Raw genomic sequence first — 25,075 nt, forward strand, 5'->3', positions numbered from 1 at the left:
GCGAAAATGCCACATCAAGGAAGCGTAGATGTGGCATTCTCTGAGTAATATACAGAGTGTATATGTCTTTATTATCTTAGTTGATCAACCACCTGTAAAATTGGGTGTAATATCGATTCTCCAAATAAAATGCTTCGCTCTGGAGACCATCCAAATTCAGGATCTGGTAGATCATTATTGTCCTTAAATGGCATTTCTACCGTCAAAGATAAGCATTTATATCGTTCGCCAATATGTTTTGAACAAATTGCTAAGTTAGCCTTGCCAGGTTCGTTCTTCGGGTAGCCATGAGTATCTTGAAAATCAGGATATGAGGTCTTCCATGATTCCGTAAATGTTTCTAAAAGATTTTTTAATCTTTCATCAAAAGAAGGGATCCCTTCGATGCTTGAAATAAAGTTATAAGGTAAGTCTTCATCACCATGAATGTCGATATTTAAATCGCAACCATATTTATCCATCATATTGCGAACATGATAAACTTCGGGGCTAAAATCAAGACTCGGCTCAGCCCACTCACGATTTAGATTGGCACCAGCTGCATTCGATCTTAAATTACCTAAAATACTACCATCGATATTAATATTTGGAACAATATAGAAGACCGCTTTGCTCAATAGAGTTCTTGAGACAGCATCATCTTCATCTAGAATTCTTCCCAGGAAACCTTCCATGAACCATTCTGCCATAGATTCACCCGGATGTTGACGTGCAATCACCCAAATCTTTTTCTTCTCAGGAGATTCTTCTCCAACAATAAGCATGTCGATATCTCGCCCTTGAACTGTTTCACCTATTGATACGAGTTCGCACTCTGGTGAAAGCTGAGCATTGTGAACCAAGTTAAGATGTTGCTCATAACTATAAGGTGCAAAATAAGCGTAAAATACTGAGTTGAATTCCGGAGTATGTTCAATCACCAATTCTTTTCCATCGTAGCTACTAGGAACTCTAAACCAAGTTTCCTTATCGTATGATGCTGCTGCATTGTAGCCCTTGTATCCGTCAGGATAAGATGCTTCTGATGCATTCATGATACGCATTTTACAAGACTGATTCTGCGCACCTTGTAATCGGAAGTGGAACCATTGTAAGAAATCAGAATTCGTGTCTTTATTGATTTCTAACTGAATATTTGAAGCTGTGGTGCAATCTATCACTTTGATGTTACCACTATCAAAATTTGAATTGATTTTCATATTGAGTGTTTTTGTTGTCGTTTTTTATCGATAACCAAAGATAATTTATTTGTATACTTACACCTATAGTTTGTCTTTATTTCTGCTTAAAATCTAAAGAGCCTAAATGGATACTCTTATTGATAAACTTAATTATTTGTATAAATTTGTGGATAAGCTTACGACCCGAAAAATAAAGAAATATGATCAATCTATTTAGACTAGAGAAACTTCAATCGAAAAAATTAAAATATGGACTGATTGCCATTTTTATTTTATTTGTTGTGGTTGGAACAGTTTTGTTGAAATACTACCGTAATATCTATTCATCGAATATCGATTTGGGTGAGAAAACTGAATTGTTTATTCATATTCCGTCTGGGGCAGATATGCAATCGGTTCTTCATTTATTTGAAGAGAGTGATTGTGTGGTCAATTTATCTTCATTGGAGTGGGTAATGAATAAGAAACATTATGGCGAATTAATAAAACCGGGACGATATCGAATTGAAGATGGTATTAGCAATAATAATCTGGTTAATATTTTACGATCAGGGGATCAAGCCCCTATTAATTTAACTTTTAACAATACTCGTACTCTGGAAGAGTTTGCTGGGAAAATTGGCCGTCAAATTGAGGCTGATTCTCTGAGTATCTTGAACTTTTTGAAGGATGAGGCCAACTTAAAACCTTTTGGCTTTAAATCTGAAACGGTTATTGGGCTTTTCATTCCCAACTCTTATCAGGTTTATTGGAATATGTCTCCCAAGTCATTTACAGAACGCATGTATAAAGAGTACGTGAAATTCTGGAATGTAGATAGAATGAAAAAGGCAGCCGAGCTGAATCTAACGCCTATTCAAGTTAGTACACTGGCTTCTATTGTTGATGAGGAAACCATTAAAGAGGACGAGAAAGCCAGGGTAGCAGGTGTTTATGTGAATCGTTTAAGGCGAGGTATAAAACTTGATGCAGATCCAACATTGAAGTTTGCTTGGGGAGATTTTACAATGCGTCGAGTCCTCAATAAGCATAAGGTTATCAAATCACCCTATAATACCTATAAATACGCAGGATTACCTCCTGGACCTATACGTCAAGCCTCTATCTCTGGTTTAGATTCAGTGTTAGATTGTGAAAAGCATAAATATTTTTATTTCTGTGCCAGTCCGGAATTTAATGGTTACCATATTTTTGCTCGTAGCCTTAGAGAGCACAATAAGAATGCTGAAAGGTATCAACGTGCATTGAATTTACAGAAGATATTTGAATAAGATCTAAAGGGCTGGAAGGTCAAAAAAAATGAGTGATTATTGCTAATCACTCATTTTTTGTATATCATTTATCGATTTAAATTGCGTTGACTTCCATTTCAAGTTTGATGCCATATTTTAGAAGAACTGACTTCCTTATATCATTGGCTAGTTGAAGCACTTCATAACCTTTCGCATCCCCTAGATTAACTAGTACGAGTGCTTGATCTTTATGTACGCCAGCTTGCCCTACTTGTTTTCCTTTCCAGCCACATTGCTCGATTAACCAGCCAGCAGCTAGTTTGGTGTTTGTGTTATCCACCTCGTAATTTGGACAATCAGGAAATTCAGCTAATATTTTCTCTGCGAATCGAGTATTCACAATTGGGTTCTTAAAGAAAGAGCCTGCATTACCAATCACTTCAGGATCGGGTAGTTTTGATTCTCTGATCTTGATAATAACCTCTCTGATGTTTTTTAGATTAACTTCATCGTAGTTTTCAAGTTCTTTACTAATAGCGCCATACTCCAGGTTGAACTCTGGTTTTTTACTCAATCGGAAATAAACATGAGTAATAATAAAAAGATTCTTGTATTCATTTTTGAATACAGAATCGCGATAGTCAAACTCACAATGGAATTTTTGAAACTCAACTTGTCTTTTACTTTCTATCGATATGGCATCTAGCTTTTCAATAACCTGAGAAGCTTCTACACCGTATGCTCCGATGTTTTGAACAGGAACTGCACCAACGACTCCTGGAATATTAGATAAGTTCTCGATCCCGCCGTAACCATTTGTTACAGCCCAAGCTACAAACTCATCCCAGTTTTCGTTAGCGCCAGCTTTCACTAAAACAGTATCTTCGTTCTCAGACACAATTTCTATGCCTTTGATATTAGGATGAAGAACTAAACCGTCATAGTCATCTGTGAATAACAGGTTGCTGCCTCCCCCAAGAATCAGATATTTGATGTTATCAAGCGAATTGTCGTCGAGAAAAGACTTGATTTCATCAATCGTGTCGAACTCGAAAAAATAATCAGCTTCGGCATCAATGCCAAAAGTATTATAGGTTTTTAAAGAATAATTTTCGTGTAGAATAGCCATTTAGCAATTTGTGATTTGCAATTAATAATTGTGATTAGCTAAGTTGTTCTTTTAATAAAGCAACAAAGCCTTTAATGTCTTCTTCGGTGGTGTCGAAAGAGCACAACCATCTGACTTCACCCGCGTGCTCGTCCCAAACCCAAAAGAAATATTCTTCTTGAAGCTTTTCGATTTTATCCTTAGGAATGATGGCCCATATACCATTGGTTTGAACCTCCTGAGTGATTTTAATCGCTTCAATATTTCGAACTTCTGATTCTAAAAGGCCAGCCATTCTATTAGCATGGCGAGCCGTTTTTAACCAAAGGTCATCTGTCAATAAAGCTTCGAATTGACAGGCAATATATTTCATTTTTGAATAAAGCTGCATGCTTTGTTTACGCACATATTTGGAATTTTTTGAAAGCTCTGGATTGAAGAAGATAACCGCTTCACCCAGCATCATCCCATTCTTTGTTCCACCGAAACTTAAAACATCAACACCCGCTTTATTGGTGATTTCTCTCACATCAACATCTAAACTCGCTACTGCATTAGCCAATCGGGCACCATCCATATGCACATACATATCGTGTTCATGTGCCAAATCGCAAATTGCCTTAACTTCCTCGGGTGTATAAACAGTACCCAACTCTGTACATTGTGTTATTGAGATAACCTTAGGTTGTGAATGGTGTTCAAAACCAAAACCGTGAAGTTGTGTTTTTATCAACTCAGGTGTTAGTTTACCATCAGTAACCTCAATTGGAATAAACTTACAGCCCGTAAACTTATCCGGGGCACCACATTCGTCAACCTGTACGTGAGCTGTAGATGGGCAAATTACTGAATTCCATGACTCAGTTAAAGTTGATAAGCCAATAACATTAGCTCCAGTGCCATTAAAAACAAAATAAACATCGATATCTTCACCAAACAATTGCTTGAATTTCTCGATGGCAGATGCCGTATAAGGATCACCTCCATAGGCCATTGAATGACCATAGTTAGCCTTCTGTATGGCTTCCATTACTTCTGGTAAAACGCCTGAAAAATTGTCGCTGGCAAATCCTCGTTTATTCATGTCTATTGTGTTTAAATGATTAGCTTTTTTAGAGAAGCTAAAAATAGCTTTTATTCTGCAAAGAGAAGGTGGGATACTTGGTGAAATTTGAAGCAGATAAAAGAAAGCCCTCTTCTACACTTTAAAATGTTTAGAAGAGGGTTCTTTTTTTTAATATAAAATTCTTAAAAATGTCTTAGTTCTTACTTATATTCCAACTGAATCCGAGTGAGAAATAATGCATCTTGTGATTCAGTCCCAGTCCAAAGGAGATATCTAGTTGTAGATTGTTTTTAACGAGGTAAGTTAAACCTGAATCGAAGTTTGTTCCCCAATCGGTGAATTCGGCATACTCGCCATAGAGTTCGATATAGGTTCCAAATTTCTCTCCTAAACCAATTCCTAAAGCTGCAGAATAGGTTAAGTTACCATCACCTTCACTAAAATAATGATATCCCAGATTGTAACCCAAACCCAATTTGTTATCTAGTGCATGTGAGATTGCAAGCTTATTGATAGTCCTAAATTTGTCAATAGTTAATGCTTCTGAGCCTGTGGGTAATATTAGGTGTGAAAGAAATGCAATTTCAGTATTAATAAGCTCTTCTTTTAAGAGTTGAATTTTGGCTCCAATTTCCAAATCGCTAATGCCAAAATCACTTTGTGAGGTCACATCATTTTTAATGTTTTCGAATTGTTGAACAAATCGAAGTTCGATGCCTTTTGTAAGTCCATATCGCAATAATGTTGACGGAATTAAAGTTTGCTTGATTAACCCATTTTCATAATTGCCAAACAGGATACCACTCTCAATTTGTAGACTTTTAAGCGGAACAGTTGTTGATGATTCAGTTTGATCTGGTCTGTCTGTGACTATTTGTTGGGCTTTTATTCCTAGACAGAAGACAAGTAAAACAATTATAAGTGTACACTTTTTAATCATTGGGACAAATTTAGGTGATTATTGTTAAGCGTATCACTAATTTACGATTTTATCTGATAAGGCAAAAATATTAAGAATTAGGAAGGGTTTGTAAAAGGATATTGCTCAATGCCAAAGGTTTAAGTTTGATTTGTTTGAATTCAGTCTATAAAAAAAAGGTCACAACATTTATTAATGTTGTGACCTTTAATCCGTTTAATAGTGTATATCCCTATAGAAGATTTCCAATTTTAAGACCAATACTTATAGTTCTTGGGCTACCAGCACCGTAGATGTAGGTTGGATCTCTGTCAACCCCTTTATCAAAGTCATCTTGATAGGAATTGAAAATATTTTTGACCCCGCCCCAAACTTGTATGTCTGCTCCATTCAACTTTGTAGTGTATTCTATTTTAGCCCCAAGATCGGTAAAAGCTGAACTCTCTCTCAACTCGCCTTTGATAGGATCAGCAATTGTATTTCCATAATAAGGAACATACATCTTTCCAGTATAATTTCCTGTAGCAGAGAAACACCATTTATCCTTAAAATCCCAGTCTATTGTAACGAAACCATAGTTGTTTGGTGTGCGCATAAATTCTCTTTTCGAGAACGAAATATCCTGAGGTTTTTCGTACTTACTTTTCTGAGAGGTAAAGCCGGCAGTCAGACTGAAATTGCTTGAAGGAACAATATTAAGCTCTGTATTGATACCATAAACCAAAGCACCATCTATTGCATTTGTTCTCGTATAAATAACCACTTTATCTGCATCAGGATCAGATTTTTCATTCACAAAGGCGTCATTCAATTGAGTATAAAAACCTTCCACCAGGAAGCCTATTTGAGTCGATCCAATCTTCGTATTAAAATCTAAGGAAGACATATAAGAATGACTGGTTTCTTTCTTTAGATTGGTACTGTTTTTATGGATGATTCTTTGTGCTGTAGATGAAACGATGTGCAAATCTTCATCAAAAATTTGCGGCGCTCTATAGCCTTGTGAATAGCTAACACGGAATTGTAAGTTTGGAATGATATCATATAGGATATTGACTCTGGGACTAAATACATTTCCAGTTTTGTCACTATTATCATCTTCCAATTTATTCGTATTATTTTTGATGTCGTAATGATCTAAACGGCCTCCAAGAGATAAACTAAGTTTAGCAAACTTGTAAGTGTATTGTCCAAACAAACCAGATGTGCTACTTGTTTGATCAGAGATTAACTTATTGTCGGTATGTATATCGTTTTGATAATCGTAATAACCTAATTTGTTATCTTCCAGGGACGAACTGGTATGCTCCAAGCCTAGCACAAGTGATGAATTCACGAATTTGGCATTGTACTGAGCTCCCATATTGTAGGTGAAATCATCGGTTTGTCCGTAGTCTGAAGGTGATTGCTCAACACCATAGTAGGATGCACGATCTACTTTCTGTCCTGATACGTAAATCGATAACTTATCTTCATCCCTGAAAAACTGATCGTACGAAATAGCCGTTGTTGTAAGTTTATGCTCCAATTGTTCAGCAATATCTGCTTCGTGAGGTAGGTAGTTAAATTTATTTCCACCGCGTCGTTCTTCGTTGATATGGAAGAAATCGATAGCTAGCTTACCCCTAAAACCAAAGCGATGGAAAAAACGAGTTCCTACTGTGGTATTATCTAATTGTGTCAGTTCAGAAAAGCCATCATTGTTGGCATCAAACGCTTCTTTGTCTCTATAAAAACCATAAACCGAAAGGCCTGTTTTGTAGTCATCAGAAACCACAGAAGCATTAAAATTGACGTTATAATCCAAGGCGGGATGATCTGAACCATCTACACCAACACCAATAAGACTAGAGCTTGTACCGACCTCGTATGAGTCGTTAAGCGGATCTTTAAGAATCATGTTGATGGTACCTGCTATGGCATTACTACCATAAAGAGCCGAGCCTCCACCACGAACAATTTCAACCTTTTCAATCATATTGGTAGGTATCAGTTCTAGTCCGTATACACCAGCCAGACCACTAAAAATAGGTCGGCTGTTTATTAGGATTTGAGAGTAGGGGCCTTGCATGCCATTCATGCGTACCTGATTGAAACCACAGTTCTGGCAGTTAGTTTCCATTCTCAAGCCAGGACTAAAATTTAAACTTTCGCTGAGTACCGTAGATTGACTCACGGCAAATAGACCCGCTGATATAGAGCTTACAATAACAGGAGATTCAGTTCTTTTACTCGCACCTTTATTGCCGGTAACAACAACCTCGTCAATTCCTAGTGCATCCTCTTCGATATTAAAGTTTACTTCTGCTGTTTTATTGGCTTTTGTAATAATGGTTTTTTCCTGGCTTTTATAACCCAAGGCGGAAACCATAATTGTTAGTTTTCCTAGTGGAAGATCAATTAGGCGATAATGCCCTGTTGCGTCAGTTGCAACGCCTATGGTTGTGCCTTTTACAATAATATTAACAAAAGGGATATGTTCTCCCTCACTCACAACATGGCCAACAATAACGGCATCGTTGTGTTTCTTTTGGCTAAAACTAAGTTGAGTAATAAGTAATAAGGCTAGTCCGAATATGTATTTTTTCATATGTGTGTATTCATGTAATTATCTCTGATATTAGGTTTTAAGATGATTCTTTAAGAGTGAAAAGGATGAATGATCTCTATTTAGTATACATTTATGGGCATACTATTATCCTTTGTTGATTTTGTTTTAAATAAGAGTGTATTATTGTACAGGGGGAGCTCTACCAAATTTGCGCAATACTAAAACGTTGATATATTCTATTTGCGGCAGGCGTTTTTTTTCGAAGTAAACACAAGCGCCTTTTAAGCTAAAGGCTATTGAACCAAGAAAGAATAATAAGGTGATAGAATTTAAAATCAGAAGTTCATTTTCATGATGCTTGTTATTAGCAGGGGGAGTCTCTGTTTTATCGTAAGGATGAGCATGAATTACAACTGACCCATCAGATAAAGTTTGGCTGTGAGTAAATAGGATACTATTAATAATTAATAGTCCAATTATACCCATACCCAAGTAGGATAGTGCTTTTATATCGTGTCTTACTCTTTCCATTCAGAGGCAAATGTAATTTAAATTGAATCTAAATAAAAGATTTTGGATGAAATGTTATCATTAATATTTACCTCTTTTTCCGTATTAAAGGCTAAGTGTCTTAGGTTGTATGTTTTAGTTTAAAGCAGCTACCTCAGATATGTTATCTGAGGGCTTGAAGTTGGCGATTTATAATCGCCTTTGTTGTGATTATATTTTGGGGTGAGAAAATTTGTTTCTACTGAAAAACTAGCCGAGAGCTATTTGTAGATCTTATTTTTTAGAGGAAGTATATTTGAATTCCTCATTATTGCAAATTTCATTGAGGCTAAAAAATAAGTAGAGCCTCACTTTCGTAAGGCTCTGGAATATTTTCTATGATAAATATTTATGCTTCTCCTTTTTTCTCTTTGGGGATAGAATAGAATATCTTGCTTACTATTTTCCAACCATCTTCAAATTTAATAAGCGATAGGTAATCGATGAATTTTTTCTCACCACCTTCGTAGAATTCTATTTTTGATACGGCTACGTTTCCTGTAACATCAACGAATAAAAATTTAATGGTTGTAAATTCGTCCTGGAAAGCATATTTATGCTTCTTTTTGCCTTCTTTAGCACTTTCTATCCAGTTGTAGATAGGATGCTTCCACATTGTATTGCCTTTTCCTGCACCAATCAGATTAAAGCCTGGATGAATGCCTTTGTTTACAGCAACTTCATCAGCATTATTGCATAAACCGTCAACATAAGCATCTTGTATGACCATTTTAATGCTTTCTTTTTCCTTTTGAATATCATCCTGAGCGAATGAAATCGAGCATACAGATATGAAACAGATCGCTGCTAAAATAAGTTTTTTCATCGTGTAGTAGGTTTTGATTAATGTTGTTTGATTTTGAAGATACTAATTTAACAAAACATATTGATGATTAAAAATTGACATGTGGATCAAAATGAAGTGCTTATATAGGGCATATAAAATACAAAAGCAGCTCGAAAGCTGCTTTTGTATTTTATGTAGGAAGAGAATTAAAACTTCTCGTCATAGTTAGTCCAAAGACCATCACCAATTTCCCATGCTTTTTCAACGACTTCGGTTCCAAGATCGATACTTCGATTGGTTAGGAAGGCACGACGCTTACGCTTACTCAATGATAAGTATTGCTCATCGACCTTAGCCTGCTCTTCGAAATATTGCTTTTGCAAAGGCACAAAGACCTTATCCACATCGTGACGCATATCGCCCCAGCGCTGTGCAGTAAGAGTGCTTAGGCGGTTGAAAGCCCACCAAGCTGATTTACGAGTGTAACCCAAACGACGAGCTTTTACTTTATAAGAAGGTGCTAAGTCAGTGGTTCCGGCATAAACAGGAATATAAATTGAAGTGGCCACATTATCTTGTGCCAACCATACGATTCCACCTACATCATCAGGCATCCAGCTACGACATTGTATAATGGTTGCATACATAGTGTACCAACGTGCGATTGTACGCTCGCCAAGTTCACCCCAGCCACCATTTACACCAAAAAGGCGATTCATTCCGTAAGGCATAAATGGGTTTGCAAAAGGAGAAATAGCTTCTTTGCCATCTTTATCAGCCTGCTTGATATTCTTTACAAAGTTGAAAGGTGTTCCTTCGTAGTAATCTTTGAAGATCTCTACCAATTTATCCATGCTTACCTTCTCATCAGGTTTTACAGAGAAAGGGTAATCTTTAGCAGTTGGATCAAGATCTAATGATGGAGCAGCCATTGAAAGCACACGCCATTCTCTACGACGAGATGCTATAGAACGACGACTTTTAGGAGCGTAAGCATAGTTCCAACGGAAAGTTTCTTCTATAGGATTGTACCAGCCATTCTCTTTGGCTAGTTCGAAAATATTTTCAGAAGCCATAAAGTAATCGCTATTCTTCAAATCAATTTCCTTGATGGTTGATCCATTGGCATTAACTGAAAGATGATCATCAGGTACACGTTGAGCAACCCAAACGGCACCCACTTTACCTTTACCAGGACCAACAACTTCGAAATGCCAGACCTCTTGCTTATCAGCAATGGTTAAACATTCACCAAAATCTCTCCATCCATATTTCTTTAATAACTCATCAGCCATTTTAATTGCCTCGCGAGCCGTTGTACAACGCTCTAGCATTAATTGCTGAAGTCTTTGACAATCGATTATACATGCCTCAGAATACAATTCTTCGCGACCACCAAAAGTTGATTCGCCAATAGCTAATTGCTTTTCGTTAATACATGGGTAAGCTGTGTTTAAGAATTGATACGTTTTAGAAACCTGATCGATTTCACCAATTTTTTTATGCTGATAAGTTGGCATGCGCAAGCTATCGTATGCTGAACGTTCGAAAAGTTCGAACTTACTGTTTTTGTCGTGAGATTTAGCTGGTGTTACAGACATCCATGCACGTGTACGGTGACTATCGTCGGTGTGAGATGTGATGACTGAACCATCGAAAGTTGCAGTTTTACCTATAGTAATAGTGGTGCAGCCTTCAGGAACACCATTTTGCCAATCGGATTTATCCTGAGCCATACTTGTTGCTGAAGCAAAGCATAGGCCGATAAGTAGCAGTGATTTTAATCTTTTAAGAATCATGATTGTGTTAGTTTGTTGTGTAATAAAAAGAGACAATAATAAGATGATTCATCCTTCTATTGTCTCTTCATGTTCTCTATTCTTTTTCTGGTTTAACCAGATGTATGCCATCTTTTTCGATGGTAATTATGCGTTGTTTGTAAAGTAGTCCGATTACCTTTTTAAAGTTCTTCTTACTCATCTGTAAGTTGTCGTAAATCTCTTCAGGAGAACTCTTGTCGTTTAAGGGTAGGAAACCATTTTCTTTTTTGAGTATTTCAAATAGTTCTTCGCCTACTCTAGGTACCTCAAGGTGGTAGCCTTGTTGCTGCAGGCTAAGGTCGATTTTACCATCTTCACGGACTTTCTTAACCCAAGCTTTGTAAACATCACCTTCGCGAATGGCTCCAAAAATCTCGTTGTTATAAAGTATACCCATACCCTTATTATCGATAATGGCAGAGTATCCTAAATCTGATTGATGGCCAATCATGATACTTACTTCTTGTCCCTCAGTAAATTCAGCATTTAAATCACTTATAATCTGTTCTAGTTTAGCAGTGGCAGCAATACGGCCTGTTTTTTCATCTACATAAACGTAGACCAAATAGCTACGACCTTCCTCCATTTTCATTTTCTGCTCACGGAATGGACAAAGTAAATCTTTCATTAAACCCCAGTCGAGAAAGGCACCCACATCAGTTACAGCCTTAACCCTTAACCATGCAAATTCGCCTACAATTGCATAAGGCTTTTCAGTAGTCGCAATCACTCTATCTTCCGAGTCGCGGTAGATAAAAACCCTAATGGTATCGTCCAGCTGTGTGTTCTCTGGTACGTATCGGATTGGTAATAGAATTTCGGTTTCGTCTTCACCTAGCAGGTAAACGCCAAAGTCGACCAACTTGGCAACTTTTAGATCGGCATATTTTCCAATTAAACTCACGTTTCTTTGTTTTAGTATGTGGTACATCGGCTCTAGTTTCTGAATTCACCAGGCTCTGTATTTTTCATCTTGATTTCAATCCTACTTTAGAAATAGGAATTAGAGCTCAAAAGTACGCATCTTTTGCGAGATTTTTTGACTAATTCCTTTTTTAGTATTCGAGTTAGATAACAAAAGGATCTTGGGTGAGGGATAACTCCATTTTTTGAATTGATGAGGGGGAAGCTTCGAAATATGTTCTATTTTTGGACTGATTAAAGCAAGAAATATGACTTATGATAATTTAGTGGATTTTTCAGTGCATCCATCTGACTTAAAGCGTTTGGAAGGTGGATGGAAAGGTCTGAAAAAATATATAGAGGTTAGCGAGGCTGATGGGCTTGAATTATTGATTGGCTACGAGTCTGCATCAAATAATATTCCCAAGGAAATTGTGAAGAGCATTCATCTGCCTTTTTGGATTACCTGGCTTGATGTTTGGCGAAAAGGGGAGCAAGGCTTGAAAGCTTATTTTCCACCCATGTCAGCCGATCATATTCAATATTGCTGTGGAGGGAGCAATCAGCATGAAATGATTGCCACGCAGAAGAAATTGTGGGAGTTAGCAGCTGAATTTCAACCGAAACAAGCAGTGATGCATGCGGCTCATGTGGAGTTAGAACATGCCTTTACTCGCAAGTTTACTTATACGGATGAGGAGGTTTTGCGAAATTTTGCAGATTTATTGAATCGTACAGCTCAGGAGTTCTCTAATGGGGAACCGCCTTGTGTGATTGGTATTGAGAATCTTTGGTGGCCGGGTTTGAACTTTGGAAACTCGGCAGTGACAGATGACTTTGCTGGTAGCTTGAACTTCGATCAATGGAATTTGGTTCTGGATACAGGTCATTTGATGAACACCAATCCGAAGCTGCGTTGTGAAGATGAGGCGGTTGATTTTGTTCTCGAGAAATTATCTCAGCTTTCGGTTGGCGTGAGGGGGAGAATTAAATCCATGCATTTGAATTTAAGTTTATCTGGTGAATATCAAATGCAACAAATTCGAAATGGCTTACCTGCCGATTGGACAAATCTACCTCACGGCGAAAAATATTCATCAGCGAGAAATCATGTGCTTAAGATCGATCAACATTTACCCTTCCAAAGCTCTCGTGTGAAAGAGATTGTCGAAATGGTACGACCCCATACTGTGATACACGAATTTATTACACCTACAATGGCTGAGTATGACGAGCTTTTGAAGCAACAGGTGGGACTTTTAGCTTAGCTGTAAACACAGATGTAAATCCTCGTAAGTTGATGTTTAGGAGGATTTTTTTTTGTCATCTATATCGATCAGAAATCAGACTTCATAAATCACCATTATATCTATAATTGCCAGCAGGCTAATTTTTTAGTAATTTTAAGATAAGGTCTTGTTGGCCTTACTTAAGTGACAATCAATAAAGCTCAATACCAAGAATAAATATTTCCAGGCAAGCAGTACTCATGAAAAATACCAGAGCCATGAAACTTAAAGCCACTGTATATTTCTCAGTCCTTTTTCTTCTGTTTACAGCTATGCCTTTTAATGTAGATGCACAAGCAGTAAGAGCTACAGAAAAAGTATTACTGGTAGGAACAAAAGAGGCTCCGCCATTTTCATTTAAAAATACTAAGGGCAAGTGGACTGGTATTAGCATTGATCTGTGGGAAAATATTGCTGCAGAAATGGGGGTTGAATATCAATATGAGGAGCATTCAGTTAAAGGGCTTCTGGACAGTGTTGCGAACCATTCCCTTGATGCCGTGGTTAGTGCACTAACGCTGACAACAGAACGGGAGGAGCGATTTGATTTTACACATCCCTTTTACAATACAGGATTGGGGATTGCTGTACAAACCAAAAAAGGAAGTGTATGGAAGGCTGTTCTGAAGGAGTTCTTGTCCACCGAATTCCTTGAGATTATTGGCGTGCTGATAGGGACCATGATCCTGATAGGTTTTATCATTTGGCTGTTCGAACGAAGGAAGAACCCCAAAGACTTTGGAGGAAGTACCAAGGAGGGGATTGGTTCCGGAATATGGTGGTCAGTTGTAACCATGACCGCAGTGGGCTACGGCGACAAAGTCCCCAAAACTTTTGGCGGTAGGTTATTTGCCACTGTTTGGATGTTTACAGGCATCATTCTTATCTCAACTTTTATTGCAACCATTACTTCTGTACTTACCGTCTCGCAATTGGAATATGCCATAGATGGTCCCGAGGATTTAAGAATGAATACGGTTGGAACCATTCGTTATACCACTAGCGAAATATATATGCAGGATAACCGCATTTTCTATATCCCTTACGATACGGTTACTGAGGCATTGCAAGCTCTCAATCTTGGTACCATTAATGCCCTTGTTTACGATGCCCCCTTGCTCCAATACTTTATAAACCGAAATTATAAAGGTAAAATTGAAGTTCTGCCAAACACATTCCTGCGTCAGGATTATGGTATTGCACTACCCCAAGGAAGCAAAATCAGGGAACCCATAAATAGGATTCTCCTTAGGCGAATTCACCACGACGAATGGCAGGATCTTCTTTACAAGCATTTGGGTGGGGTGGAATAAATCCTTCTTCTTTTGTGAAAATCTAAGGTGCATATTATTTGTATTTTTTATGTGATCAGAAAGAATCAAAAATCTGAACACATCAATCACAAATTAAAAATTGGATACCTGTCTTTCATGCTTATTATGTGTCCAATTCCAGGTTCAATAGATTGTTTTCATGGACAATCTTTATGAATTGAGTATGGAAATGACGATCTCTTGTCGCGAAGCCTTTTCCTCAAGAAAAGTATCACAATACGTCGGCGCGAAGCCTTCTCGAGCTATAAAACGTTACATTACGTCGGCATGGAGCCCTTTTTGTTTTTTTAGGCCATATGGAGTCGGCACGGAGCCTTTTCAAGCCTGGGAACTACTTATTACGTCAGAATGTCACCCTTTCAAGTCGCAGAACGCTAAGATCCCTCGGACGCAGTATATTTTTTAACAAAAACGCTCAATTCTATGTGTGCGAAGCTTTTGCTGCGAAATAGCTTCAAATTACAGTTAATTTTAATAATAATAAACACCTCTTTAGATTATCTGATATGAAAAGATCCTCAATGCTTCCGCTTTGAGGATCTTTTTATGGGGTAATGATGCATTTGAAATCAGATTTCATCAATCTTAAATTATATTTTTTTGCACATCACTGCTTTGCCATCTCTGGAGCAAGTTTCGAATCCCATTTTCTTCACATACTTCAGGTTGTCTTCAATGTTGGTGTCGTACACAACAGATTTTACAGGATGTTGCGAAAGCAGCTCGCTCAGTTGGTTGTAAAGGTAGTTACCCACTTTAAAATCGCGATACTGAGGCAAGGCGTAATCCATGTCAATTTTGAATTCATTGTTTCCCACCTCCCCAATAAAGATACCGGCTACTGCCATGTCGCGCAATACAAACATGCTTACTTTGCCCTTGGTATCTTTAAAGTCCGGAAAGAATTTACTGATATCATTCTGATATGATTCAAGGTAATAGTTCAGAATCTCATCGTTGTCTTTAATCTCGATAATTTTAAAATCCTCTTTGTGTCGATTCATTTTTGCTAGGTAATAGATGTTGGTGCAGACTATCAATAGGTTCATGAAGGCTACAGGGTAAGCACCAATTAAAAAGCCATAGGCAGAGAATAAGGCGGCTCCCATCATGTTGTACCATCGGAGTTTTACAATTGAAGTCATCGATAATGATACAAATACGATTATTGACGCTGCATAACCTAACCATTCCAAATAAGAAATGCCTAAAAATTCTAACATAAAAGAAAGTTTGTTTCGCTGATAATAATTCAGCTGAGTTAATAAATAAGATAGTTGGATGGTTGAAATAGTAGGGTGCCCATGGTAGGCGCCACTAAAATAGTTAAATTAATTTAAAAGATAAATTGGCAATCGAGTTTCTTAATTGAATTTAAAAAAAAGAAATTGCAAATTACCAACTCTCTAAGCCTGGATTATAAATCCAGGGCAGCAGTATTATACAATTAAAGGCTGGTCATTAAAAAGAGGGGTTGCAGTTCGAAACTCTTGTATTTGGGACGTAATCGTTCCGTATTGTAATAACGATCGATATCGACTATTTTTTTTGAACTGGTAACAATATCGATAGGCGCATTGTCGTAGCGTCCATTCCTGAGAGTAACTAAACGTCCATGTATACCTTTTATGATTAGATCGAGTGCCAGGTTGCCAAATGCCATGGGTACAATGGAATCTATAGCATCAGGGTCGCCGCATCGAACCAAATAACCAAGTTTCTGATTAATGACATTCACGGGTACGCCCTTGTTGTATTCCAGTGATAGGTGTTTCATCTGATCGGAAACCCTTTCGCCAATACCTCCCAATTTTTTATGCCCATAGTCGTCCATATCGCTATCCAGATAAGTCATGTTTTCACCCGTAAAGGCTGCACCTTCAGAAATTAGAACGACAGAATATCGGCTAGGGTTTTTATAACGATCTTCTAGCATGAGTTGGGTTAGTAGATTGATATCGAATTTGTGTTCGGGAATAACACAACGGTTGGCTGCTCCTGCAAGTGTTGGTAATATGGACGTAAAACCTGCATATCGACCAAATACTTCAAGTACCAGAAAACGCTCGTGGGAACCCGCTGAAGTTCTTAGACTATGAGTTAATGAGATGGTTCGTGTAATGCAGGTGCTGAATCCGATGCAATAATCCGTTCCGGGTACATCATTATCCATGGTTTTAGGAATGGCTATCACTTTGAAGCCTTCCTTATATAAACGTACAGCATAACTTAAAGTGTCGTCGCCACCAATAGGAATCAGGTAGTCGATGTTGAGAAAGGCCAGATTGGCCAGCACTTCTTCGGTAAGATCGTTAACCTCAGCTTTGTATTTATCCTGCAAGTGTATTGGAACACGGGATTTTGATGTTTTTGAGGGGTTGATTCGGGAACTGTGTAAAAAGGTACCACCAGTTCGACCGATTCTATTAACCATTTCTTCAGTTAGAATGGAATAATTTTCGCTGTTATCCACTTTTTCATCCCTGATAAGATCAATTAATCCTTTCCACCCCTTACGGATACCCACAACTGTATAGCCTTCGCGTAGTGCTCTGATGGTAACTGCACGAATGGCAGGATTCAGACCAGGTACATCTCCACCACCGGTTAAAATGCCAATGACTCCCTTTGTATTCTTTGGTATTTTCATAGCGATTCCCTTTCATCATTAATTCCTATTAAGGTAATGATTTTTTCGCTGAAAAAGGATGGCTTTCTATGAGCAATAGTGAATTTGGGAGATTAGTATTTTAATGTGAAAAAACGTAAGATAGTATATTGGCCCCCATTCTTAGGGCCTTGGTGTGGTTTTCCTGTGTGTCGTTGTGTACCGATGGATCTTCCCAACCATCGCCAAGGTCACATTCGTAGGAGTAGAAACAAACGAGGCGACCTTTGTGGAATATGCCAAATCCTTGTGGGGCTTTGCCATCGTGCTGATGAACCTTAGGTAGTCCTGTTTTAAACTCGTAAACCAGATGGTAAATTGGATGCGAATAGGGAAGTTCAACCAGCTCTTCTTTTGGAAATACCTTCTTGATTTCTCTTCGGAAATAGGCATTCAAACCGTAGTTGTCATCTACATGTAAAAAGCCACCTGCCTCGAGATATCGGCGCAGATTTTGAGCTTCCTGATTGTTAAAAACGATATTCCCATGTCCGGTTAAATGGATAAATGGGTATGAAAATAACTCTTGACTGCCAACTTCAACTGTGGCAGGTTCAGCTTGTATGTTGGCGATTTTATTGGTGTTACAAAACTCAATCAAATTAGGTAAGGAACCTGGATTGGCGTACCAATCGCCTCCACCATTGTACTTCAGTAGAGCAATGCGAACACCACTCTCCTGAGCAGATAAGTTTAAGCTTAGAGCTAAACAGACAATAATGGAAACAAATCTGAACATCATTAAATTTCTGTAAGTAAATAATACTAATTCAAAATCTTAAAACCTAGATTTATTGGTTTGCTAGACTAACAATATTACAAGCAATAACACCTGCAGTTTCTGCTCTCAATCGGCTTGTACCTAGGGTGATTTCTTTGAAACCATTTGCTCGAGCCAACTCTACTTCCTGTGGACTGAAATCTCCCTCAGGTCCGATAAGAATTAGAGCATTTTGCTTGGCAGTACAAAGATGCTTCAAATGTGTTTTCTCGCCCTCGTAGCAATGTGCAATATACTTCTCACCATCAAAAGGAGCACTTATTAAATCTTTAAACTTAGTTAGTTCATTCAATTTTGGGTGATAGGCCTTTAAGGATTGTTTTACTGCTGAGGTAATCACCTTAAAAAGGCGTTCAATTTTCACCACTTTTCGCTCTGAGAACTGACATAAAAGAGGTGTGAATTCGTCAATACCAATCTCCGTACATTTTTCCATATACCATTCGGTACGTTCAATATTCTTAGTAGGAGCAGCTGCGATATGCAGTTTATAATCTAGTTTTTCAAATTCTGCTTGGGTCTCAATGCACTCAACCGTACATCTCTTAGGATGTGCATCGATAATTTTTGCTGTGAACAGGTTGCCTTTGCCATCAATCAAATGAATTTGGTCGTCTTCTTTTAACCGAAGAACTCGAATGCAATGTTTTGATTCAACTTCGTTTAATTGATAAAATTTGTCTTCTATATCTGGGGTGTAAAATAAGTTCATTGACTAAATTATGATTTGTGATCTAATGATTTAGGGTTGTTAATTTCAGATTTATGAATGTGTTTTTAATCATAAATCTCAAATCATCACTCTTCAATTAAAAGAATACGGGTTGGTATATCGCTGCAAAAATAAAACTTAGTACCGATATAATTAAGCCAAACATGAAAATAGTGTATGATCTACGTAATAAATTGTATTTTTTGCCAAGTACCATTCCTAAATAGTACTGGTCTTTTATCAAACTATCATATAGATCATCGTAATCAACCATCAAACCTTTTAAAGCTTTTGAATAATCTTCCACATCCATTCGATGGAAATTACCGAAGAATAATAGATTCACTTTCTTCTTTTTGACATCATCTTCGGAGAAGGTTCCCGAAGTCACATTAGGTCTAGTAGCTAAAACAGAATAGACAATAGTAAATAAAGCGACGAACAGAAGAATTAAGCATGGGATAATAAACTCAGGTGATTCCATGATATTCTTGTAAATAAAGAAGATAGCGGTAATGATAATTGAGTTAACAGAAATCATTAAATTAGCTTTATTATCTGCTATTGAGCTTAGACTAATTTGATTACGAGCCGTAACCTTAAACATGGTTTCAATTCCACGTTGAGGCATCTTCAATTTTAGATTCTGATTCTCAAGTTTAATGAGCTTATCGTTTAGCTTTTGAATTTCTTTATTCTGATATGAATTAACCTTTTCAGTGACTTTTTGAATATTAAGCTCTTTCTTTTTGGCTAAAACCTTTTTCCCATAATCTGTTCGATATGAGTGTCTTTTTAAAAAGTTTAAAGTTTCTTCCCAATACGATTTTGTAGAAAATTCATGGTTGATAAGAGCAGATTTCTCTTCTCTCAAATTGTCTGACGATTTCATGAAATTCTTTGAAGCTAAATGTTGCAAGTCGGCATCACAAAGCACCATAGAGATAGGGCAATCACAGCTTGTATAAGGTATTTTTGTATTTTGGATTGCACAAATAACTCTTGCAATTTTTTCAGATGGATAATTATGTTCCTTCAGAAATTTTTCAGCAATTTCTCCACTTATGATTTCATGTTTAATGAAACCCCTAAAATAGCCCGTATCATGAAACCAAGCAGCTAAAATAACGGTTTCTAAATCTTCTTCTGAAAACTCCATGATGCCAGCAATCTTTGTTGCTTGTTTCACCACTTTTTCAGTATGTTCTATATTGTGGTAGGTGTAAATTGGTTTATGATTCTTTTCAAAAAAATCAATAACGAAAGCTTTTGCTTGTTCTATAATAGACATATGTTTATGTATTGAATTCAATAAAATACAGGTGACTAAAGATAGTAATAATCTTGATGGCTTTGAAAACAGAGCTTGTTTGTCATTAAATTGAACATTGGTTTTGATGAGGATACTTATTTTACTTATTGCCAATTGACTAAAGGAAATGCAAAAGTTAAGGTTTGTTTTATTGGTTTTGATTGGGATAATGCTTGTGTTTTGTTTATTTTTATCCGTGAAAACAATATTCAATTATGCTCTGTTCAAAGAAAGTCAACCTATTGATATTATTAGCCTTCAGTGTGGCTTTTTCAGCTTGTTCAAAGAGTAAAAAAAATAAACAAACCTGCTTTTTGTCAGAATATTATTCTCACTTTCCCTATACCATTAATCAGCCCAGTTATACCTATGTTTTGGATAACGCATTACATGAAATATCAGGTTTGACCTATGCAAAAGAAAATAAGTTGTTCTGTGTGAATGATGAACAAGGCTATATTTTCGAATATGATACTCAGCAAAAGAAAATTTCCCGAAGAATTAAGTTTGCAAAGAAGGGTGATTTTGAAGGTGTTGAATTGGTAGGGAATGAGTGTGTTGTTTTACGCAGTGATGGTAAGTTGTACTTTGTAGCAGATATCGATAATATGGTCATTGAATCGGATAAAGTGAAAACAGGCTTAGGTCCTAAAAACAATACTGAGGGTTTAGCTTACGATTCATCTACGCATTCTCTTTTGATTGCTTGTAAGGGTATGGCTTATGCAAATTTAGCTAATTCAGATAAAAGAGCAATTTATCGCTATTCAATAACTGATAGCCTATTAAGTAAGGAACCAACTATTCTAATTGACCAAGGAGAACTAGAGACTATTTTAAACTTGGATGCTTATACTAAGTTTTCCAATAGGTTATTAAAGGGGCTAGCTCCTTCAAAAGGGAATTTGATATTTCAGCCATCAGGTCTTGCGATTCACCCAATTAGCAAAAATATTTATGTGATTGGATCGGTAGGTAAACTTCTTTTAGTATTGAGCCCACAAGGTGAATTGTTAGCAGTAAACAGATTGAAACGAAAGATCTTCCCACAGCCCGAAGGTATTTGTTTTGCTCCCGATGGGACACTATTTATTTCAACAGAAGGTAAGGTAAAGCAGGGAAAGATCTACCGTTTTGAGTACAAACCGATCCTTAATGATTAATTGTTAAGCGCACTTTTCTTTGTTTTTTTAATTTGATTATTTTTTAGTTTGATGACCAAATATCTACTATATCTATTACTATCATTGGTTTCCTTAAATCTGTTTGGCAACTCAGGGGCACCTGTGGCTGATAGTACACAGTTAAAACATAGCATCTATTTTGTTGGTGATATGGGTGAGGCTCCCTTGGTTGATGCCAATATGCAAATGCTAAAAAAGCAGTTGACTTATTCTGGTAAAAAGGGAACTCTCGTTGTTTTAGGAAATTCCATTTCTAAAGAAAATTTGAGGAATGATACGGATGAAGAATTTGATGATAAGGATTTGAACAAGTTCCTTGGTTTTGTAAAAGATTTCAAGGGTGAAGTTGTTTTTATGCCAGGTGATCAGGAATGGACTTTGAATCGTAAAAATGGCTGGGAATCTTTGAAGAACTTTGAAAACTACGTAGAAGATTTTCTAGATAGAGGAGATGTGTTTTTACCCTCGGGAGGTTGTCCTGGTCCAATAGAAATTGAACTGAGTGACGACATAGTTCTTTTGATTGTTGACTCGCAATGGTGGCTGCACTTAGGGGAAAAACCAGAGGCAGAATGTGAGTTCGAAAACACGGCTGACTTTTTGATTCAATTAAGCGATGTCTTTAAAAGAAATGAAAATAAAAAGTTGATTTTGGCAAGTCATCATCCTGTTTATAGTGGAGGGAATCACGCAGGTTATTTTCCATTTCCTGGGCCAGTGGAGTTGTATCGAAAATTTATTGGTACACCTCAAGATTTTGCTTCTCCTTATTATAAGCAAATGCGGCATATGGCTAAGAAAATGACAGGTAAATCACCTCATTTAATATCAGTTTCAGCCCATGACAATAGTTTGCAATTTAAACAAGTTGGCGATGTTTTTCAGGTTATTTCAGGATCAGGTAGTCAAGCTGACTACGTGAATGAAAAAAAGATGGATTTTGCCCTGCGCGAGATTGGTTTTTCTAAATTGAATTTCTACGTTGACGGCAGTGTCTTTCTTGAATTCTGGACAGTTGGTAAACAAGGTGATCAAGAACCAAGATTAGCTTTAAAGAAATTCTTATACCAACACCAATCTATTTCGAATGAAGAAATAGATAAGCTTCATGATCAAATCGATTACTCTGATAGTACAATCACTATAGCAGCAAGTCAGGTTTATCATACCGACAGTAAATCAAAATTGAAACTCTTTGGGAATAATTATCGGAAGGAGTGGGAGACACCAATAAATGTGCCTGTATTTGATATCGGTAAGGAAAAAGGCGGCTTGAAGATATTAAAGCGAGGTGGTGGTCAACAAACAAGATCATTGAGATTGGAAGCGAAGGACGGACGTCAGTATGTCTTGCGTTCGGTTGAAAAATATACTGAAAAAGCGATTCCTGAAAGCTTACAAAAAACTTTTGCAGCACAAATAGTGCAGGATGGTATTTCGGAATCTTATCCATATGCTGCACTAGCTGTTCCTAAAATGGCTGAAGCTGCTGGTGTTTATCACACACATCCTAAAATTGTATATGTTCCTGATGATCCACGTCTTGGAATTTATCAGGAAGGTTTTAAGAATGAGCTCTTTTTATTTGAAGAACGACCTTCTGGCGATTGGTCTGATTCTGAGATATTTGGTGGTACAAAGAACATTCTGAGTACGGATAAGCTTTTGAAGAAACGATACAAGAATTCTAAATTGGTGATTGATGAAGAGGCCGTTTTACGAGCTCGAATAGTTGACCTCTTACTGAACGACTGGGATAGACACGACGATCAGTGGCGTTGGGCTAGCTTTGAAAAAGGTGGCAAGACAATCGTCCGACCTATTCCACGTGATAGAGATCAGGTTTTCTTCTATAGTGATGGGAAAATACCTTGGCTAATGCGTCGGAAATGGTTGATGCCAAAATTTCAGGTTTTTGATTCTATTGTTGAAAATGTTTCAGGACTAGGCTTCAATTCTCGATATTTTGATCGGAGCTTTTTATCCTCAAAAACAAAAGAGGATTGGGTGGAGATGGCTAATGATTTGAAAGATAGATTGAATGATCAGGTGATTGAGGCTGCAGTTTCAGATTTGCCTTCAGAAGTATTTTCTATATCTGGAAATAATCTGATTTCACAACTAAAGGCTAGAAGAGACCAATTGCCTGAAATGGCTGAAGCATTTTATACTTTTTTGGCAAAAGAGGTTGATGTTGTAGGTACAAATGAAAACGAACTGTATCAAGCTCAATGGAGTGAGGATGGAAGCTTAAATGTAAAAGTAAATAGTCTTTCTAAAAAAGGAAAAAAGGGACAATTGATCTTTTCAAGAACTTTTCTTCCTGAAGAGACGAAGGAAGTACGTTTGTTTGGGTTAAAAGGTAAAGATCAGTTTGAGATTAAGGGGAATGCTCCTAAGTATGCCGTAAAATTAAACCTTATTGGAGGTAAAGGGAAAGATAGTTTCGCTTTAGAGAATACTCGAAGGAATAAGGTGAGTATATATGACAAAGTCAAAACAGATATTAATGATGCGGCTTTTAGGAATAAAACATCAAATAATTCTGATGCCAATGTTTACAATAGAAAAGCCTTCAAATATGATATTCTTAGCCCTGTAATTAATGCAAATTTTGTAAGTGAAGATGGTTTGATTTTAGGAGCTGGTTTAAGTTATACTTCCCAAGCTTTCAAAAAAGAACCTTTTGCATCTCAACATAAATTTTTAGTTAATTATGCATTTAGGTATCCTTCATTTGAAATAAAATATGAAGGAGAAATAAATTCTATTTTCAGGAATATTGACTTTGTTGGTACTATAGATTATAATTCTCCAAATTTTCAAGGCTATTACTATGGTTTGGGCAATAAGACTAATAATCCTCAATCAGATGATAAAAGATACAACAGTATCCGTTTCGAAAAAATATTAATAAATCCACAGGCTCGATTAAAATTTAATAGCGAACATCAAATAAAAATAGGCTTGTTTTTTGAGCAATCCAGATTGCAAGAGACTGATAATCGGTTTGTGACAGACTTTTCTGATCCGATGAATGATTTAGACCCTGTAGAGGATTTTTCAACAAGGAAATATTTGGGAGTAAATATTAATTATATTTGGGATTCCAGAAACTCAATAGTACTTCCATCGCGTGGTATTTATTGGCAATTGGGTTATCAAGCATTCAAGGGGTTAGAGCGATATGATCGTGATTTTAATCGATATTCTTCAGACTTGAGAATGTTCTTTAGTTTTAGTCCACCTGCCAGAACAGTTTTAGCTGTGCGAGTTGGAGGAGCATATAATTCTGACGGTTATTCGGTATTTCAAGCTAATAAATTAGGTTTGAAATCGAATTTAAGAGGATACCCTTTAGATCGATTTGCAGGAGATGGAATTGTTTATCAAAATACTGATATTAGGTTTCGTTTGTCAAAATTCAGATCGTATTTATTAGCAGGGGAGTTTGGATTGTTGGCTTTTAATGATGTGGGGCGAGTATGGATATCAGGAGAACACTCTGATAGTTTGTATCATGGCTATGGTGGTGGTTTGTGGCTTTCACCTTTTAAATTGATGGTGATTACAGCTAATTACAGTTGTTCCAAGGAGGATAAAATCTTTTCATTGGAATTTAAGTATATGTTTTAGAGATAAAAAGGAAAATAGATTTTGTTGATATTGACGCGTAGTA

General features: G+C 37.0%; 19 protein-coding genes. 5 read left to right on the top strand and 14 right to left on the bottom strand.

The window, feature by feature from the left end; all coding sequences use genetic code 11:
* Nucleotides 1–71 precede the first annotated feature (71 nt).
* The gene (locus tag ABY905_RS01530) at nucleotides 72–1,199 is read right to left on the bottom strand and encodes a M14-type cytosolic carboxypeptidase (RefSeq protein WP_372639713.1); all 1,128 of its coding nucleotides are present in this window, start codon (nucleotides 1,197–1,199) and stop codon (nucleotides 72–74) included.
* Nucleotides 1,200–1,381: 182 nt separating this feature from the next.
* Between ABY905_RS01530 and mltG the strand changes: the two genes are divergently transcribed.
* Nucleotides 1,382–2,452, top strand: a complete 1,071-nt coding sequence (mltG, locus tag ABY905_RS01535) for an endolytic transglycosylase MltG (RefSeq protein WP_372639715.1) — start codon at nucleotides 1,382–1,384, stop codon at nucleotides 2,450–2,452.
* Between the two features lie 76 nt (nucleotides 2,453–2,528).
* On the opposite strand, the gene murB is transcribed toward mltG, so the two are convergent.
* The 8 genes from murB to ABY905_RS01575 form a co-directional block, all read right to left on the bottom strand.
* Nucleotides 2,529–3,542 (bottom strand): UDP-N-acetylmuramate dehydrogenase, encoded by a 1,014-nt coding sequence (gene murB, locus ABY905_RS01540; protein WP_372639717.1) that lies wholly within the window; start codon nucleotides 3,540–3,542, stop codon nucleotides 2,529–2,531.
* 34 nt (nucleotides 3,543–3,576) lie between these two features.
* A complete protein-coding gene (locus ABY905_RS01545; RefSeq protein ID WP_372639719.1) occupies nucleotides 3,577–4,605 on the bottom strand; it encodes a low specificity L-threonine aldolase in 1,029 nt (342 codons plus the stop codon).
* Between the two features lie 175 nt (nucleotides 4,606–4,780).
* Complete coding sequence (locus tag ABY905_RS01550) at nucleotides 4,781–5,527, bottom strand: transporter (protein WP_372639722.1); 747 nt, start codon at nucleotides 5,525–5,527, stop codon at nucleotides 4,781–4,783.
* A 211-nt stretch (nucleotides 5,528–5,738) separates the two neighbouring features.
* The gene (locus tag ABY905_RS01555) at nucleotides 5,739–8,096 is read right to left on the bottom strand and encodes a TonB-dependent receptor domain-containing protein (protein ID WP_372639724.1); all 2,358 of its coding nucleotides are present in this window, start codon (nucleotides 8,094–8,096) and stop codon (nucleotides 5,739–5,741) included.
* Between the two features lie 141 nt (nucleotides 8,097–8,237).
* Nucleotides 8,238–8,588 carry a hypothetical protein gene (locus tag ABY905_RS01560; RefSeq protein WP_372639726.1) on the bottom strand — a complete coding sequence of 117 codons (351 nt, stop codon included), beginning with the start codon at nucleotides 8,586–8,588 and terminating at the stop codon, nucleotides 8,238–8,240.
* 367 nt (nucleotides 8,589–8,955) lie between these two features.
* On the bottom strand, nucleotides 8,956–9,432 hold the full coding sequence (locus tag ABY905_RS01565) for a nuclear transport factor 2 family protein (protein WP_372639728.1): 477 nt from the start codon (nucleotides 9,430–9,432) through the stop codon (nucleotides 8,956–8,958).
* 167 nt (nucleotides 9,433–9,599) lie between these two features.
* Nucleotides 9,600–11,192, bottom strand: a complete 1,593-nt coding sequence (locus ABY905_RS01570; protein ID WP_372639730.1) for a dipeptidase — start codon at nucleotides 11,190–11,192, stop codon at nucleotides 9,600–9,602.
* Nucleotides 11,193–11,268: 76 nt separating this feature from the next.
* On the bottom strand, nucleotides 11,269–12,117 hold the full coding sequence (locus tag ABY905_RS01575) for a S1 RNA-binding domain-containing protein (RefSeq protein ID WP_372639732.1): 849 nt from the start codon (nucleotides 12,115–12,117) through the stop codon (nucleotides 11,269–11,271).
* Between the two features lie 268 nt (nucleotides 12,118–12,385).
* On the opposite strand from ABY905_RS01575, the gene ABY905_RS01580 reads away from it, so the two are divergent.
* Entirely contained in the window at nucleotides 12,386–13,384 is a 999-nt protein-coding gene (locus tag ABY905_RS01580; RefSeq protein WP_372639733.1) for a hypothetical protein, read from the top strand.
* Between the two features lie 239 nt (nucleotides 13,385–13,623).
* Nucleotides 13,624–14,718, top strand: a complete 1,095-nt coding sequence (locus ABY905_RS01585; RefSeq protein ID WP_372639735.1) for a transporter substrate-binding domain-containing protein — start codon at nucleotides 13,624–13,626, stop codon at nucleotides 14,716–14,718.
* Between the two features lie 611 nt (nucleotides 14,719–15,329).
* Here the strand turns inward: ABY905_RS01585 and ABY905_RS01590 are convergent.
* The 5 genes from ABY905_RS01590 to ABY905_RS01610 all read right to left on the bottom strand — a co-directional run bounded on the left by ABY905_RS01590 (nucleotide 15,330) and on the right by ABY905_RS01610 (nucleotide 20,191).
* Nucleotides 15,330–15,962, bottom strand: coding sequence for a hypothetical protein (locus ABY905_RS01590; RefSeq protein WP_372639737.1), 633 nt, complete (start codon nucleotides 15,960–15,962; stop codon nucleotides 15,330–15,332).
* A gap of 224 nt (nucleotides 15,963–16,186) precedes the next feature.
* Nucleotides 16,187–17,389 (bottom strand): 6-phosphofructokinase, encoded by a 1,203-nt coding sequence (locus ABY905_RS01595; RefSeq protein ID WP_372639739.1) that lies wholly within the window; start codon nucleotides 17,387–17,389, stop codon nucleotides 16,187–16,189.
* Between the two features lie 100 nt (nucleotides 17,390–17,489).
* Nucleotides 17,490–18,149: a DUF4159 domain-containing protein gene (locus ABY905_RS01600; RefSeq protein ID WP_372639741.1), complete on the bottom strand. Its 660-nt coding sequence runs from the start codon at nucleotides 18,147–18,149 to the stop codon at nucleotides 17,490–17,492.
* 49 nt (nucleotides 18,150–18,198) lie between these two features.
* On the bottom strand, nucleotides 18,199–18,900 hold the full coding sequence (locus ABY905_RS01605; RefSeq protein WP_372639743.1) for a 16S rRNA (uracil(1498)-N(3))-methyltransferase: 702 nt from the start codon (nucleotides 18,898–18,900) through the stop codon (nucleotides 18,199–18,201).
* A 97-nt stretch (nucleotides 18,901–18,997) separates the two neighbouring features.
* Nucleotides 18,998–20,191 carry a Pycsar system effector family protein gene (locus ABY905_RS01610; RefSeq protein WP_372639745.1) on the bottom strand — a complete coding sequence of 398 codons (1,194 nt, stop codon included), beginning with the start codon at nucleotides 20,189–20,191 and terminating at the stop codon, nucleotides 18,998–19,000.
* A gap of 335 nt (nucleotides 20,192–20,526) precedes the next feature.
* Here ABY905_RS01610 and ABY905_RS01615 point away from each other — a divergent pair, with 335 nt between their 5' ends.
* Nucleotides 20,527–21,375 (top strand): SdiA-regulated domain-containing protein, encoded by an 849-nt coding sequence (locus tag ABY905_RS01615; protein WP_372639747.1) that lies wholly within the window; start codon nucleotides 20,527–20,529, stop codon nucleotides 21,373–21,375.
* Nucleotides 21,376–21,426: 51 nt separating this feature from the next.
* Nucleotides 21,427–25,032 (top strand): BamA/TamA family outer membrane protein, encoded by a 3,606-nt coding sequence (locus ABY905_RS01620; protein WP_372639749.1) that lies wholly within the window; start codon nucleotides 21,427–21,429, stop codon nucleotides 25,030–25,032.
* Nucleotides 25,033–25,075: the final 43 nt, after the last annotated feature.

The organism is Ancylomarina sp., assembly GCF_041555295.1.
GTDB lineage: Bacteria > Bacteroidota > Bacteroidia > Bacteroidales > Marinifilaceae > Ancylomarina.